Raw genomic sequence first — 14,956 nt, forward strand, 5'->3', positions numbered from 1 at the left:
CGCCCCTCACCACTTCTCCGTGCCTGTCGCGCGGCTCTCCGTGCCTGTCGCTCAGCCGGCCAGGCAGGCCGGGCCGAGCAGCACCTTCAAGTCGCCGAACAGGGCCGGGTCGGGCTTCACCCGGTGCTTGTCCAGGCGCAGGATCGTGGTCTTGGTCGGGCCCTGGAGCTTGATGCGGACCTCGCTGTCGCCCCGGTGGTGGCTGAGGATCTCACCGAGCCTGCTGACCATGGGCGGAGTGACCCTGGTCGCCGGGATGGTGAGGATCACGGGCGCGTTGGTGCCCGCGTTCGACACGTCCGGGACCTGCATCTCCATCGCGACCAGACGGGGCACGTCCTCGCGCTTGTCGAGGCGACCCTTGACGAACACGATGGTGTCCTCGACGAGTTGGGTCGAGATGAGCTGGTAGGTCGCCGGGAAGAACATGCACTCGATGGAGCCCGCGAGGTCCTCGACCGTGGCGATCGCCCAGGCGTTGCCCTGCTTGGTCATCTTGCGCTGGAGGCCCGAGATGATGCCGCCGATGGTGACGACCGCGCCGTCCGCGTGCTCACCTCCGGTGAGCTGGGCGATGCCCGCGTCGGCCTTGTCGGACAGCACGTGCTCCAGGCCGAAGAGCGGGTGGTCGGAGACGTAGAGACCGAGCATCTCCCGCTCCTGCGCGAGGAGATACGTCTTCTCCCACTCGTCGGTGGTGAACTCCACGTCGAGCCCGAAGCCGGGCTCGCTGGTGTCCTCCTCGCCCATGCCGCCGAAGAGGTCGAACTGCCCCTCGGCCTCCTTGCGCTTGACCGCCACCACGTTGTCGATCATCGGCTCGAAGTGCGCGGTGAGGCCCTTGCGGGTGTGCCCCAGGGTGTCGAACGCACCGGCCTTGATGAGGGATTCGGTGGTGCGCTTGTTGCAGGCGGCGGCCTCGACCTTGTCCAGGTAGTCGGGGAAGGAGCCGTACTTCCCCTTCGCCTTGCGGGACCTGATGATCGAGTCGACGACGTTCGTGCCGACGTTGCGCACGGCCTCCAGGCCGAAGAGGATCACGTCGTCGCCCTGGGCGGCGAAGTTGTGCACCGACTCGTTGACGTTCGGCGGGAGCACCTTGATCTTCATGCGCCGGCACTCGTTCAGGTAGATCGCGGACTTGTCCTTGTCGTCCTTGACCGAGGTGAGCAGCGCCGCCATGTACTCGGCCGGGTAGTTGGCCTTCAGGTAGGCGGTCCAGTACGAGACCAGGCCGTACGCGGCGGAGTGCGCCTTGTTGAACGCGTAGCCGGCGAAGGGGACCAGGACGTCCCACAGGGCCTGGATCGCCTCGTCGCTGTAGTTGTTCTTCCGGGCGCCCGCCTGGTAGATGGTGAAGTTCTTCGCCAGTTCCTCGGGCTTCTTCTTGCCCATCACGCGGCGCAGGATGTCGGCCTCGCCGAGCGAGTAGCCGGCGACGATCTGGGCGGCCTTCTGCACCTGCTCCTGGTAGACGATCAGGCCGTAGGTGACCGCGAGCACCTCTTCGAGGGGCTCCTCCAGCTCCTTGTGGATCGGGGTGATCTCCTGGCGCTTGTTCTTGCGCTCGGCGTAGTTGATGTGCGAGTTCATGCCCATCGGGCCGGGGCGGTACAGGGCCGAGACGGCGGAGATGTCCTCGAAGTTGTCGGGCTGCATCTGGCGCAGCAGGGAACGCATCGGGCCGCCGTCGAACTGGAACACGCCCAACGTGTCGCCGCGGCAGAGCAGTTCGTACGTCTTGGGGTCGTCCAGCGGGAGCGCGAGCATCTCCAGGTCGATGCCCTTGTTGGACTTCACCATCTTCACGGCGTCGTCCATGATCGTGAGGTTGCGCAGCCCCAGGAAGTCCATCTTGATCAGGCCGAGGGACTCGCACTGCGGGTAGTCCCACTGCGTGATCGTCACGCCGTCCGTGTGCCGCACCCAGATCGGCGCGTGGTCGACGATGGGCTCACTGGACATGATGACGCCGGCGGCGTGCACGCCCATCTGCCGGACCAGGCCCTCGACGCCCTTGGCGGTGTCGATGACCTTCTTGACGTCCGGCTCGTTCTCGTACATCCCGCGGATCTCGCCCGCCTCGCCGTAGCGCGGGTGCTTGGGGTCGGTGATGCCGGAGAGGTCGATGCCCTTGCCGAGGACGTCGGCGGGCATCGCCTTGGTGAGGCGGTCGCCCATCGCGTACGGGTAGCCCAGCACGCGCGCGGAGTCCTTGATGGCGTTCTTGGCCTTGATCTTGCCGTAGGTGCCGATCATGGCGACCTTGTCGGCGCCGTACTTCTCGGTCACGTACCTGATCACCTCGACGCGCCGACGCTCGTCGAAGTCGATGTCGACGTCGGGCATGGAGACGCGCTCGGGGTTGAGGAACCGCTCGAAGATCAGGCCGTGCGGGATCGGGTCGAGGTCGGTGATGCCCATGGCGTACGCGACGATCGAACCGGCCGCGGAACCACGACCGGGGCCCACCGCGATGCCGTTGTTCTTCGCCCACATGATGAAGTCGGCGACGACAAGGAAGTAGCCGGGGAAGCCCATCTGGATGATGACGTCCAGCTCGTAGTCGACCTGCTTCTGTCGGTCCTCGGGGACGCCGCCCGGGAAGCGGCGCTCCATGCCGAGGCGCACCTCCTCCTTGAACCAGGTGACCTCGGTGTAGCCGTCGGGGATGTCGAATTTCGGCATGAGGTTCTTCGCCTCGAACATGCCGGTGGTGTCGATCTGTTCGGCGACCAGGAGGGTGTTGCGGCAGCCCTCCTGCCAGGCGTCCGAGGAGTCCACGGCGTACATCTCGTCGGTGGACTTCAGGTAGTAGCCGGTGCCGTCGAAGCGGAAGCGGTCCGGGTCGGAGAGGTTCTTGCCGGTCTGGATGCACAGCAGGGCGTCGTGCGCGACGGACTCGTGGGCGTACGTGTAGTGCGAGTCGTTGGTCACCAGGGGCGGGATGCCGAGCTTCTTGCCGATGTCCAACAGGCCGTCGCGGACCCGGCGTTCGATCTCGATGCCGTGGTCCATCAGCTCCAGGAAGTAGCGGTCCTTGCCGAAGATGTCCTGGTACTCGGCGGCGGCCTTCAGGGCTTCCTCGGGCTGGCCCAGGCGCAGCCGGGTCTGCAGTTCGCCCGAGGGGCAGCCGGTGGAGGCGATGAGCCCCTCGGACCACTGGGAGATGGTCTCCTTGTCCATGCGCGGCCACTTCTGGAGCCAGCCCTCGGCGTACGCGTCCGAGGAGAGCTTGAAGAGGTTGTGCAGGCCCGTCTTGTTCGCCGCCCAGATCGTCTTGTGGGTGTAACCACCGGAACCGGACACGTCGTCGCGCTTCTGGTGCGGCTGGCCCCACTGGATCTTGCGCTTGTTGCGCCGGGACTCGGGGGCGACGTACGCCTCGATGCCGATGATCGGCGTGACCCCGGCCTTCGTCGCCGTGTGGAAGAAGTCGTAGGCCCCGTGGAGGTTGCCGTGGTCGGACATCGCGATATGGGTCATGCCCATCTCGTTGCACGCGTTGAACATGTCCTTCAGCCGCGCGGCACCGTCCAGCAGCGAGTACTGGGTGTGGACATGCAGGTGCGTGAACGGCGGCTTTGACACGGCTTGGCCTCCAGGGGAAACAGTCGACAACAGACAGCGGGCGGTCTGGGGGGACGAGACCGAATCCTATGCCTCGGGACTGACACAGGGCGGGCACTCCCGCGTACCTTCAAGCGTTGGAAAGTGACGACAGACCCGTCACATGTCACGTACCACCCGTACCAGGAGGCACAGAGCGATGTCGGTTCCGCAGCTCAACGACGAGCACCGCGGCGAGGAGATCCTTGCCGTCTTCGACACCGCCTTCGGCGAGCTCCTGGCCGCCGACCCGGCCGCGTTCCGTGTGAAGTTCCGGAAGATGGCGGCCTCCGCCTTCGCCTTCTACCGGGGCACGGCGGCGCTGTTCTACCACGACCTAGACGCCGAGAAGCGGGGCGGCCCGTACCTGGACGACCGCACCTCGCGCGTGTGGATCCACGGCGACCTGCACGCCGAGAACTTCGGCACGTACATGGACTCGAACGGCCGGCTGGTCTTCAACGTCAACGACTTCGACGAGGCCTACGTCGGCCCGTTCACCTGGGACCTCAAGCGCTTCGCCGCCTCCGTCGCGCTGATCGGGTACGCGAAGGCGCTCAGTGACGAGCAGATCACCGAGCTGGTGCAGGTGTACGCGGGCGCGTACCGCGAGCGGGTGCACGCGCTGGCGACCGGCGCGAAGAGCGACGAGGTGCCGCCGTTCACGCTGGACACGGCCGACGGCCCGCTGCTGGGCGCGCTGCGCACCGCCCGCTCGCTGACCCGCTTCGAGCTGCTGGACTCGATGACGGAGATCCGTGACTTCGAGCGCCGCTTCGCGTCGGGCGGCGGCTCCATCGAGCTGGACGCGGCCACCCGCTACAAGGTCCTCGCGGCCTTCGACGGCTACCTGGAGACGCTCCCCGAGTCCTCCCTGGACCGCCCGGACTCGTACCGGGTGAAGGACGTCGTCGGCCGCCGCGGCATCGGCATCGGCTCGGCCGGGCTGCCGTCGTACAACATCCTTCTGGAGGGCAACAGCGACGCCCTGGAGAACGATGTGGTGATCTACATCAAGCAGGCCCAGACGCCGGCCGTCTCCCGGCACATCACGGACCCGGCGATCCGGGACTACTTCCAGCACGAGGGCCACCGCACGGTGATCTCCCAGCGCGCCCTCCAGGCGCACGCCGACCCGTGGCTGGGCTGGACCGAGCTGGGCGGCACGGGTCAGCTCGTCGCCGAGGTGTCGCCGTACGCGGTGGACCTGGACTGGAGCGACATCGACGACCCGGAGGAGATCGCCGCCGTCGTCGCCGACCTCGGGCGGGCCACGGCCACGATGCACGCGGCGGCCGACGACCAGTCCGGCGAGTCCCTGGTGCCGTTCTCCACCGAGCGGGCCATCGACGCGGCGATCGCGGCCGACGAGGACGGCTTCGCGGGCGTGCTCGTCGACTTCGCGCACAGCTACGGCGCACGCGCGCGTGCCGACCACCAGACCTTCGTCGACCTGTTCCGCAACGGCCGGATTCCGGGTCTGTAACCATCCGTACGCTCACAGGAACCCTTTAGCGGTGCCTTACCGGAGCACATGACAGACTCACCTCCGCTATGGACATATCCGGGATCCAGCTCAGGGCCGTACGCGCGGCGCTGTTCACGGCACTGGTCGTGACGCTCAGCACCGCGTCGCACGTACTGCTGTCCCGGACCCCGCTTCCGCTCGGCACGGTGGCGGCGATCGCCGCCACCGTGTTCGTGCTCGCCTACGCGCTGGCGGGCCGCGAGCGCGGCTTCGGGAAGATCGCCGCGCTGCTGATCCCGCTGGAGCTGGCCGCCGACACGGTGTTCACCACCGGCCAGCACGCCTGCTACGGCAGGGCGGGCGGCCCGGTCGCCGGACCGCTGCGCTCGGTCGGCCTGGACGTGCTGTGCAGCGGCGGCAGCGTCGGCACCTCGCTGGCCCGGATGACCGACGATCCCCATCAGGCGGCGGCGCTGCTCACGCACACCGACGCCACCGCCGCCTGGCTGCTGCTCGGCGCGCACATCGGCGTCGGGCTGCTGGCCGCCGCCTATCTGCGCCGCGGCGAGCGCGCGCTGTCCGAACTGCTGCGCGCGGCGACGGCGGTCGGCTTCCGCCCGCTGCTCCTGGCCGTCGCCGCCGTGACCGGCCGGCGCACCTCGCCGGTCCGCCGGCTGCCGCGCACCTCGCACCGCACGGCCACCGCCCGTGAGCGGCTGCTGGTGCACTCCCTGGGACGGCGTGGACCGCCGTGCTCGGTCCTCCTCGCGGCCTGAACACGTCCGCGCACCGGCACCCGAGCACCTCCAGTAGTCCCGAGCAGTCCCCCATACGTTTTCCGCGCACACCCTGTGCGCGTCCCTGATGGAGATCACCACCATGAGCAAGCGGAACAGCGCGGCGGCCAAGACGCAGGCCCGTGAGCGGCTGCGCGCCGAGCGCGAGCGCCAGGCCAAGCGCGCCAAGGTCAAGCGGCAACTCATAGTCGCCGGTTCGGTCGTCGGCGTCCTCGCGATAGCCGGCGGCATCGGCTACGCGGTCGTGCAGGGCAACAAGCCCGGCTACTGGGAGTCGGCGAAGGACGACAAGCTCGTCAAGCCGGCCAACACCACCGGCACCAACGGCACGACGGTCGTCCTCGGCAAGAGCACCGCCAAGAAGACCCTCGTGATGTACGAGGACCCGCGCTGCCCGATCTGCGCCCAGTTCGAGCAGACCGTCGGCTCGACCGTGAAGAGCGACTGGGACGCCGGCAAGTTCAAGATCCAGTACGTCGGTGCCACGTTCATCGACAACAAGGACAACGGCGAGGGCTCCAAGAACGCGCTGAGCGCCATGGGTGCCGCGCTGAACGTCAGCCCCGAGGCGTTCCTGGAGTACAAGACCGCGCTCTACTCGACGAAGTACCACCCGGACGAGACGACCGACAAGTTCAAGGACGACAGCTACCTCATCAAGGTCGCCGACACGGTCCCCGCCCTGAAGGGCAACACGAAGTTCCAGACCGCCGTGAAGAACGGCACCTACGACAAGTGGGCGCTGGACATGTCCGCCACGTTCGACAAGAGCGGCGTGACCGGCACCCCGACCCTGAAGATGGACGGCAAGACGCTGACCGGCTCCGACGGCACGAACGCGCCGATGACGGTGGCCGATTTCACCACGGCGATCACGGCGGCCCTCAAGGCCTGAGCCGTCCGGCGACCTCTTTACGAGACACGCAGTACAACAGCGGGCGAACTTTTACGAGTTCGCCCGCTGTCGTTAATACTGGTCAGTAACCTGTTCGCTCGTGACCAGTCGATACAGAGCAACCGAGAGCGTCAACTCGCCCTCCCCGCGCCGCCGTACGGTCGTCAAGGCTGCGGCCGCCACCGCGGTCCTGGCCGGCCCGCTGATCGCCGCGCTGCCCGCCGGGGCCGCGACCGAGACCCCCGCCTTCCTGCACGGCGTCGCCTCCGGGGACCCGCTCCCGGACGGCGTCCTGCTGTGGACCCGGGTGACACCCATCGCCGAGGCGGTCCCGGGCTCGGGGCTCGGCCCGGACACCGAGGTGAGCTGGACCGTCGCCACCGACAAGGCGTTCACGAACATCGTCTCCAGGGGCTCCCTCACCGCGACCGCCGCCTCCGACCACACCGTCAAGGCCGACATCCGCGGCCTGGCCCCGGCCACCGACTACTTCTTCCGCTTCTCGGCCGGCGGCACCGACTCCCCGGCGGCGCGCACCCGCACCGCGCCGGCGGCGGACGCCAACGTCTCCGGCCTGCGCTTCGGCGTCGTCACCTGCGCCAACTGGGAGGCGGGCTACTTCTCTTCGTACCGTCACCTCGCGGCGCGCGGTGACCTGGACGCGTGGCTGCATCTCGGGGACTACATCTACGAGTACAAGTCCGGCGAGTACGGGACGCGCGGCACGGTCGTACGGCCGCACGCGCCCCTGAACGAGATCATCACGCTCGCCGACTACCGCACCCGGCACGGCAAGTACAAGACCGACCCCGACCTCCAGGCCCTGCACCTCAAGGCGCCGGTCATCGCGATCTGGGACGACCACGAGTTCGCGGACAACGCCTGGTCGGGCGGCGCCGTGAACCACACCGAGGGCGCCGAGGGGACCTGGACGGCCCGTCAAGCCGCCGCGAAACAGGCGTACTTCGAGTGGATGCCGGTGCGCCCGGCGATCGAGGGCACCACCTACCGCCGCCTGCGCTTCGGCAAGCTGGCGGATCTCTCCCTCCTCGACCTGCGCTCCTTCCGTTCGCAGCAGGCGAGTTCGGGCAGCGGTGCGGTCGACGACCCGGACCGTACGATCACGGGCCGCGCCCAACTCGACTGGCTGAAGGCCGGGTTGAAGGCGTCGGACACCAAGTGGCGGCTGGTCGGCAACTCGGTGATGATCGCGCCGTTCGTCGTCGGCTCGCTCACCGCCGACCTGCTCAAACCGCTCGCGAAGCTGCTGGACCTGCCGCAGGACGGCATCGGCGTCAACACCGACCAGTGGGACGGCTACACCGACGACCGCCGTGAACTCCTCGCCCATCTCCGCACCAACGCGATCGGCAACACGGTCTTCCTCACCGGCGACATCCACATGTCCTGGGCCAACGACGTGCCGGTGGACGCCGGCACGTACCCGCTCTCGCCCTCCGCGGCAACGGAGTTCGTGATCACCTCGGTGACCTCCGACAACCTCGACGACATAGTCAAGGTGCCCGAGGGCACGGTCTCCGCGCTGGCCGCACCGCTCATCCAGCTCGCCAACCGGCACGTCCACTGGGTCGACACGGACCGCCACGGCTACGGCGTCCTGGACATCACGGCCGACCGCGCGCAGATGGACTACTACGTCCTGTCCGACCGCACCTCGGCCACGGCGACCTCGTCCTGGGAGCGGTCGTACCGCACGCGCAGCGGCACGCAGAAGGTCGAGCGGACGTACGACCCGGTGTAGTTACAGCGTTTCGAGGAAGCCGAGCGCCACCCGCCAGGTGGCCTCGGCAGCCTCCTCGTCGTAGTCCGGGAGGCCGGAGTCGGTGTACAGGTGACCGGCTCCGGCGTACCGGTAGATCTCGACGTCGGCGCCGGCCTTGCCCATCTGGAGGTACCAGGAGCTGAGCCAGTCGTCCGTCTCGAACTGGTCCGGCTCGGCGACATGCAACTGCACCGGCAGATCGTCGACGGAGGCGTTGGCCGCGATGTCCGAGGTGCCGTGCAGGAGGAGCAGTCCGAGGGCCTTCTCGTCGCCGAGGGCGAGGGTCTGCGCGACGGAGGCGCCGAGCGAGAACCCGGCGTAGACGAGCCCGCGCTCGGAGTAGGGGGCGGCGGCCAGCACGGCCCGCTTGAGCAGTTCGTCCTTGCCGATCCCGTCGTTGAAGGCCATGCCCTCCTCGACCGTCTCGAACGTATGCCCCTCGAAGAGGTCCGGCGTCCACACCTCGTGGCCCGCCGCGCGCAGCCGGTCGGCGGCGTCGCGGACCGCCGGCCGGAGTCCGTACGTCGAGTGGAAGAGCATGATGTTCATGAAGCCATCGTGCCAGTACGGTCGGACACATGGAGAACGTACTGCGCCCGCTGATCGTCATCGGCGGCTCCGTCGTCCTCACGCTGCTCATCGGCTGGGTCACCGACCTGCTGCTGCGCAAGGCGGACGCCCGGCACGACGACACCACGCTGTGGGGCCTGCTGCGCCGAGGCCGGGTGCCCTACCAACTACTGCTCTGCGCGGCCTTCCTCAGAGGCTCCTACGACCAGGCGCAACTCCTTGAGGAACACCGGATCGGCATCGGCCAGACCCTGACGCTGGTGCTGATCGGCGCGACCGCCTGGCTGATGATCCGGGTCGCCGCGGCGATCGTGGAGTCGTCCTACGCGCGCTACGCCCGCGCCTCCCGCGACGCGGCCCGGGTCCGCCGGGTCCGGACCCAGGTGACGCTGATCACGCGGGTGGTGGCGGCGATCGTCGGCGTGGTGGCGGTCGCGGCGATGCTGCTGACGTTCCCGGCGATGCGCGCGGCCGGCGCGTCCCTGCTGGCCTCGGCGGGCGTCCTGGGCATCGTCGCCGGTGTCGCGGCCCAGTCGACACTCGCCAACCTCTTCGCGGGACTGCAGATCGCCTTCGGCGACATGGTCCGCATCGGCGACACCGTGGTCGTGGACGGCGAGTGGGGCACCATCGAGGAGATCACCCTGACCTTCCTGACGGTACGCACCTGGGACGAGCGCCGAATCACCATGCCGGTGTCGTACTTCACGTCCAAGCCGTTCGAGAACTGGTCGCGCGGCACCCCGCAGATGACCGGCATCGTCTACTTCCAGGTCGACCACTCGGCCCCCGTCGACGCGATGCGCGAGCACCTCCGCGAGATCCTCCGCGCCTGCCCCGCCTGGGACGGCCGCAGCTACGGCCTGGTCGTCACCGACACCACCCCCAACACCATGGAGGTCCGGGCCCTGGTCACGGCGAAGGACGCGGACGACATCTGGACGGTACGGGTCACGGTCCGCGAGCAGATGATCCGCTGGCTGTACGTGGAGCACCCGTACGCCCTCCCCCGCGTCAACACGGCGGACGCGGCCCCGATCCCGGGCGAGGACACATCACCCAACGGCAGCGCGAACCGCACGGCTCATGAGCCACCGGGGGCGGATCGCGGCTGACGACGGGCGGCTGGCGGCTGACGGCTGACGGCTGACGGCTGACGGCTGACGGCTGACGGCTGACGGCTGACGGCTGACGGCTGACGGCTGACGGCTGACGGCTGACGGCTGACGGCTGACGGCTGCGGAACCTCAACGGGCGCGCTTGGCAACGGCGTTGACTCGGAGGAGGCACCCCGACACCTCAACGGGGCTCCGCCGACGACGCCCTCACCTTTCGGGGGCGCGGGGCCGCATCCATCAACAGCCCCGCCGCACAGCACGACCAACCGAGACGGCACGGCAGCCGACCGACCACCTGCCCCGCAACCCCAACACAGGGCTCCGCCGACGACGCCCTCGCCTTTCAGGGACGCGAGCCCGCATCCATCAACAGCCCCGCCGCACAGCACTACCAACCAAGACCGCGCCGCAACCGACCGACCATCAGCCCCGCAACCCCAACACTGGACTCCTCCGGCAACGCTCTCCCCTTTCAGGGACACGAGGCCGTATCCACCAGCGGCCCCGCAGCAGAGCGCGAACAGCCGAGACGGCCCGGCATCCGACCGGTCACCTGCCCCGCCCCCAACACGGGGCTCCGCCAGCGACGCCCTCGCCTCTCAGGGACACAGGCCCGCATCCATCAACAACCCCGCCGCAGGGCACTACCAGCCAAGACGACGCCCCAACCGACCGACCACCTGCCCGGCCACCCCCTGCCTCGCACCGCGTCGCCACCGACTCCAACCCGTTCCGGCAGCCCCCGCCCCCCTCAACGCCCCCGCTCAGCCCCGCCGTTGACCTGAATCACCTGCGAGGTGACATGCCCCGCGGCCGGGGAGGCGAGCCAGTGCAGGGTCGCGGCGACATCCCCTGGGGTACCGGCCCGCCCGGTCGACGTGTCGTTGATGAGCCGTTCACGCCTGGCTTCCGCGATCTGCGGACCGAAGAACTCGGTGTCCTCGATGTACCCGGGCGCGACCACGTTCACGGTGATGCCGCGCGGCCCGAGATCCCGGGCCAGATCATGGGCGTACGGATGCAACGCGGCCTTGGCCCCGCCGTACGCCCCGCTCCCCGACCCCCGGTACGCGGCGATGGAACTGACGAACAGCACCCGCCCACCCGGCTCCGCGAGCCGCGACTTCAGGGCCTCGGTGAGGAGCGCGGCGCTCAGGGTGTTGATGCGGAAGTTGACCGTCCAGTCGTGCGCGACGCGGTCAAGCGGATCACTGCTCACGCTCTCCGGCTCCAACGCCCCGGTACCGCCCGCACTGTGCACCAGCACATCCACGGTGCCGAACTCCTCGGCGACGAACCGCGCGACACCGCGCACCGCCTCGGGCTCACTCAGATCCCCGGCGTACGTGAGCGCGCCGGGCACCCCGGCCTTCTCCAACACCTCACGCCGCCGCCCGAGCAGCAGCACCCGATCCCCGTCGGCCGCGAAGGCGTGCGCCGTAGCGAGCCCAATTCCCGTACCACCACCGCTGATTACGACGTTGCGAACCATGACACGAGCGTACGCGCGGCCGCCGACGGCGCCCGGCCCCCACGGGAAACGCCCACATCTCGGCCAACGGTGAACGGGCGGTGCGCGGGTGGGAGATCTCACCTCAAGCTACGGACGTCCAGATGACGCAGCACCCGGTCCACGATCTCCGGATCCGCACCCGGCTCACTCCGCGCCGCCAGCACCTCATGCCGAGCCGCGCTCATCATCTCCCCCTGGATCCGCCGCATCCGCTTCACCCGCTTCACCCGCTTCTCGTACGCCTCCCGCCGCTCCCCGTCCCCCACCTCGGGAGAGATCCGCACCCCGATGTCGAACGCCCGCCGCAACAACTGCTCGGACACCTCCTCCGGCAGTTCCTCCACATCCTCGATCTCCCGCAACCTCCGCTTCGCGGCCTTCGCCGCCCGCACCGCCAGCTCCTTCTCGAACGCCTTCTCGCTGTCGGTGTCGGCCCGCACCCCGAGCTTCTTCACCAGCCACGGCAGCGTGAGCCCCTGGATCACCAGCGTCGCCATGATCACCCCGAACGCGATGAACACGATCTCGTCCCGGTCGGGAAACGCCGACCCGTCGTCCATGGTCAGCGGAATCGCCAGCGCCAACGCGACGGACGCCACCCCCCGCATCCCCGCCCACCACATGATCACGGTCTCCCGCCAGGACGTCGGGATCTCCTCGTCGTAGTCCCGCTTGGCGTGCAGCCGTTTCGTCAGCCAGGTCGCGGGCAACAGCCAAGCCAGTCGTACGACCACCACCACGCCGACGATCGCGGCGGCCCAGCCGAGCATCTCGCCCCACCGCCCGGACGCCGTACGGATCGCGTTGTGCAGTTCGAGCCCGATGAGCCCGAAGGCCACTCCGGTGACCAGGGTGTCCACCACGTCCCACACCGTCGCCCCGGCGAGCCGGGTCAGCACGTCGTCGGCGCCGAGGGCGTACTCGGACAGGAACAGCGCGGTGGTGAGCACGGCGAGCACCCCGGAGCCGTGCAGTTCGTCGGCCAGGACGTACGAGGCGTACGGCACCAGGAGGGTCAGCCCGATCTGCAGGGTGGCGTCGTCGAGCAGCGACATCAGCTTGTTCGCGGCCCACCCCAGGGCCAGTCCCACGGCTACGGCGACGACGGCGGACAGCACGAAGTCGAGCCCGGCACGCCAAGGATTGAAGCTCCCGCTGACGGCCGCGGCGATCGCCACGTGGTACAGCACGATGGCCGTCACGTCGTTGAAGAGGCCCTCGCCCTCCAGGATCGACACCAGCCGCCGCGGCAGCCCGAGTTGGCCCGCGACGGCGGTCGCGGCGACCGGGTCGGGCGGCGCCACCAGCGCGCCGAGCGCCACGGCGGCGGCGATCGGCAGCCCCGGCACGATCGCGCTCGCGACGGCGGCCACCGCGAGGGTGGTGACGAAGACGAGCGCCACGGCGAGCAGGAAGATGGGCCTGATGTTGGCCGTGAACTGCCGCCAGGAGGTGCGCCGTACGGCCGCGTACAGCAGCGGTGGCAGCAGCAGCGGCAGGATCAGGTCGGGCGGTACGTTCACGTTCGGCACGAAGTCGGCGACCGCGAGGGCCATCCCCAGGAGCGTCATCAGCACCGGCGACGGCAGACCGAGCCGGTCCCCCAGCGGAACACTCACCACGGCCCCGAGCAACAGGACGAACAGCAGGGCCAATTGATCCACGGTCAGGGCTCCGGCGGGATGTCGACGTTCACACAGCGGTCGCTCCAGCCTGCCACGCCGCCCGGCTCACCAGCTCTTTCGACGCCCCTCCGTCACAGGGCGCGCCGCATCGCCCGGTGCGGGATGCCGGCGTCCGGGAACTCCGGGCCGTACGCCTCGTAGCCGAGCCGCTCATAGAACCCCAGCGCGTGCGTCTGCGCGTGCAGGTCCACCGCCGCCAGCCCACGCGCGCGTGCCGCGTCCTCGACGGCCCGCACCAGCGCGACCCCCACCCCGAGCCCCCGCGCCTCCTTGGCGACGGCCAGCCGCCCCAGGGAGCCCACGGTCGGATCACCATCGGTCTTCGCCGCGGCCGCCTCGCCGTACAACAACCGCCCGGTACCGAGCGCCGTCCCGTCCTCCCGCACGGCGAGCACATGCGTCGCTACGGCGTCGTAGTCGTCGTACTCGATCTCCTGGGGCACACCCTGCTCGACGACGAAGACCTCCTTGCGCACCGCGAAGCAGGCCTCACGGTCGGCCGGGTCCTCGGCGACGCGCACCGCGTACGGCGTCGGACTCACGCGTACGTCTCCTCGCGCACCAGGTCCAGGGCCTGCTGGAGGTCGTCCGGGTACGTGCTCTCGAACTCGACCCACTGGCCGTCGGCGGGGTGCTCGAAGCCGAGCCGGACGGCGTGCAGCCACTGGCGGGTCAGGCGCAGCCGCTTGGCGAGCGTCGGGTCGGCGCCGTACGTCAGGTCGCCCACGCACGGGTGCCGGTGAGCGGCCATGTGCACGCGGATCTGGTGGGTGCGGCCGGTCTCCAGCTTCACGTCGAGCAGGGAGGCCGCGCGGAACGCCTCGATGAGGTCGTAGTGCGTGATCGACGGCTTGCCCTCGGCGGTGACCGCCCACTTGTAGTCGTGGTTCGGGTGGCGGCCGATGGGCGCGTCGATGGTGCCGCTGGTCGGGTCGGGGTGGCCCTGGACCAGCGTGTGGTAGCGCTTGTCGACCGTGCGCTCCTTGAACTGGCGCTTCAGCGACGTGTACGCCCGCTCCGACTTCGCCACCACCATCAGGCCGGAGGTGCCTACGTCGAGGCGGTGCACGATGCCCTGGCGCTCGGCGGCGCCGGAAGTGGAGATGCGGTACCCGGCGGCGGCCAGGCCGCCGATCACGGTCGTGCCGGTCCAGCCGGGGCTGGGGTGGGCGGCGACGCCGACCGGCTTCACGATCACGATCACGTCATCGTCGTCGTAGACGATCTCCATGCCCTCGACCGGCTCGGCGACGATCTGCACGGGGGCGGGCGCCTGCGGCATCTCGACCTCCAGCCAGGCCCCGCCGTGCACCCGCTCGGACTTCCCGACCACCGAGCCGTCGACCGTGACCTTCCCCGCCGAGGCCAGCTCGGCGGCCTTCGTACGGGAGAAGCCGAACATGCGGGAGATGGCGGCGTCGACACGCTCGCCCTCCAGGCCGTCGGGCACGGGCAGGTTTCGGATCTCGGGAACTGTGCTCACTCGGTCGAGTATGCCGGACGGGTCCGACACCGCCT

11 protein-coding genes are annotated in these 14,956 nt (G+C 69.4%); 5 read left to right on the forward strand and 6 right to left on the reverse strand.

Annotated features, from left to right (window positions below; translation table 11 throughout):
* Positions 1-51 precede the first annotated feature (51 nt).
* Positions 52-3,591 (reverse strand): DNA polymerase III subunit alpha, encoded by a 3,540-nt coding sequence (gene dnaE / locus OG223_RS15115; RefSeq protein ID WP_329247853.1) that lies wholly within the window; start codon positions 3,589-3,591, stop codon positions 52-54.
* A 178-nt stretch (positions 3,592-3,769) separates the two neighbouring features.
* Here dnaE and OG223_RS15120 point away from each other — a divergent pair, with 178 nt between their 5' ends.
* The 4 genes from OG223_RS15120 to OG223_RS15135 all read left to right on the forward strand — a co-directional run bounded on the left by OG223_RS15120 (position 3,770) and on the right by OG223_RS15135 (position 8,531).
* Positions 3,770-5,095: a DUF2252 domain-containing protein gene (locus OG223_RS15120; RefSeq protein ID WP_329247854.1), complete on the forward strand. Its 1,326-nt coding sequence runs from the start codon at positions 3,770-3,772 to the stop codon at positions 5,093-5,095.
* A gap of 68 nt (positions 5,096-5,163) precedes the next feature.
* Positions 5,164-5,853, forward strand: coding sequence for a hypothetical protein (locus OG223_RS15125; RefSeq protein WP_329247856.1), 690 nt, complete (start codon positions 5,164-5,166; stop codon positions 5,851-5,853).
* 103 nt (positions 5,854-5,956) lie between these two features.
* Positions 5,957-6,769 (forward strand): thioredoxin domain-containing protein, encoded by an 813-nt coding sequence (locus OG223_RS15130; protein WP_329247858.1) that lies wholly within the window; start codon positions 5,957-5,959, stop codon positions 6,767-6,769.
* Positions 6,770-6,869: 100 nt separating this feature from the next.
* Positions 6,870-8,531, forward strand: a complete 1,662-nt coding sequence (locus tag OG223_RS15135) for an alkaline phosphatase D family protein (RefSeq protein WP_329247861.1) — start codon at positions 6,870-6,872, stop codon at positions 8,529-8,531.
* Here the strand turns inward: OG223_RS15135 and OG223_RS15140 are convergent, their stop codons facing one another.
* Positions 8,532-9,101 (reverse strand): dienelactone hydrolase family protein, encoded by a 570-nt coding sequence (locus tag OG223_RS15140; protein WP_329247864.1) that lies wholly within the window; start codon positions 9,099-9,101, stop codon positions 8,532-8,534.
* Between the two features lie 29 nt (positions 9,102-9,130).
* Between OG223_RS15140 and OG223_RS15145 the strand changes: the two genes are divergently transcribed.
* Positions 9,131-10,237, forward strand: coding sequence for a mechanosensitive ion channel family protein (locus OG223_RS15145; RefSeq protein WP_329247867.1), 1,107 nt, complete (start codon positions 9,131-9,133; stop codon positions 10,235-10,237).
* Between the two features lie 754 nt (positions 10,238-10,991).
* Here OG223_RS15145 and OG223_RS15150 read toward each other — a convergent pair.
* The 4 genes from OG223_RS15150 to OG223_RS15165 form a co-directional block, all read right to left on the reverse strand.
* Complete coding sequence (locus OG223_RS15150; RefSeq protein WP_329247870.1) at positions 10,992-11,732, reverse strand: SDR family NAD(P)-dependent oxidoreductase; 741 nt, start codon at positions 11,730-11,732, stop codon at positions 10,992-10,994.
* A 98-nt stretch (positions 11,733-11,830) separates the two neighbouring features.
* Entirely contained in the window at positions 11,831-13,417 is a 1,587-nt protein-coding gene (locus tag OG223_RS15155) for a Na+/H+ antiporter (protein WP_329247872.1), read from the reverse strand.
* A gap of 92 nt (positions 13,418-13,509) precedes the next feature.
* On the reverse strand, positions 13,510-13,980 hold the full coding sequence (locus tag OG223_RS15160) for a GNAT family N-acetyltransferase (RefSeq protein ID WP_329247875.1): 471 nt from the start codon (positions 13,978-13,980) through the stop codon (positions 13,510-13,512).
* Entirely contained in the window at positions 13,977-14,921 is a 945-nt protein-coding gene (locus OG223_RS15165) for an RluA family pseudouridine synthase (RefSeq protein ID WP_329247878.1), read from the reverse strand. The genes OG223_RS15160 and OG223_RS15165 overlap by 4 nt, the downstream gene beginning before the upstream one ends.
* Positions 14,922-14,956: the final 35 nt, after the last annotated feature.

This window comes from Streptomyces sp. NBC_01478 (assembly GCF_036227225.1).
In the GTDB taxonomy this organism is placed as follows: Bacteria; Actinomycetota; Actinomycetes; order Streptomycetales; family Streptomycetaceae; genus Streptomyces.

Bases quoted from the DNA above. Each gene is read 5' to 3' on its own strand.
- OG223_RS15120 (WP_329247854.1), top strand. From the start codon at position 3,770: ATGTCGGTTCCGCAGCTCAACGACGAGCACCGCGGCGAGGAGATCCTT.
- OG223_RS15125 (WP_329247856.1), top strand. From the start codon at position 5,164: ATGGACATATCCGGGATCCAGCTCAGGGCCGTACGCGCGGCGCTGTTC.
- OG223_RS15130 (WP_329247858.1), top strand. From the start codon at position 5,957: ATGAGCAAGCGGAACAGCGCGGCGGCCAAGACGCAGGCCCGTGAGCGG.
- OG223_RS15140 (WP_329247864.1), bottom strand. From the start codon at position 9,101: ATGAACATCATGCTCTTCCACTCGACGTACGGACTCCGGCCGGCGGTC.
- OG223_RS15145 (WP_329247867.1), top strand. From the start codon at position 9,131: ATGGAGAACGTACTGCGCCCGCTGATCGTCATCGGCGGCTCCGTCGTC.
- OG223_RS15150 (WP_329247870.1), bottom strand. From the start codon at position 11,732: ATGGTTCGCAACGTCGTAATCAGCGGTGGTGGTACGGGAATTGGGCTC.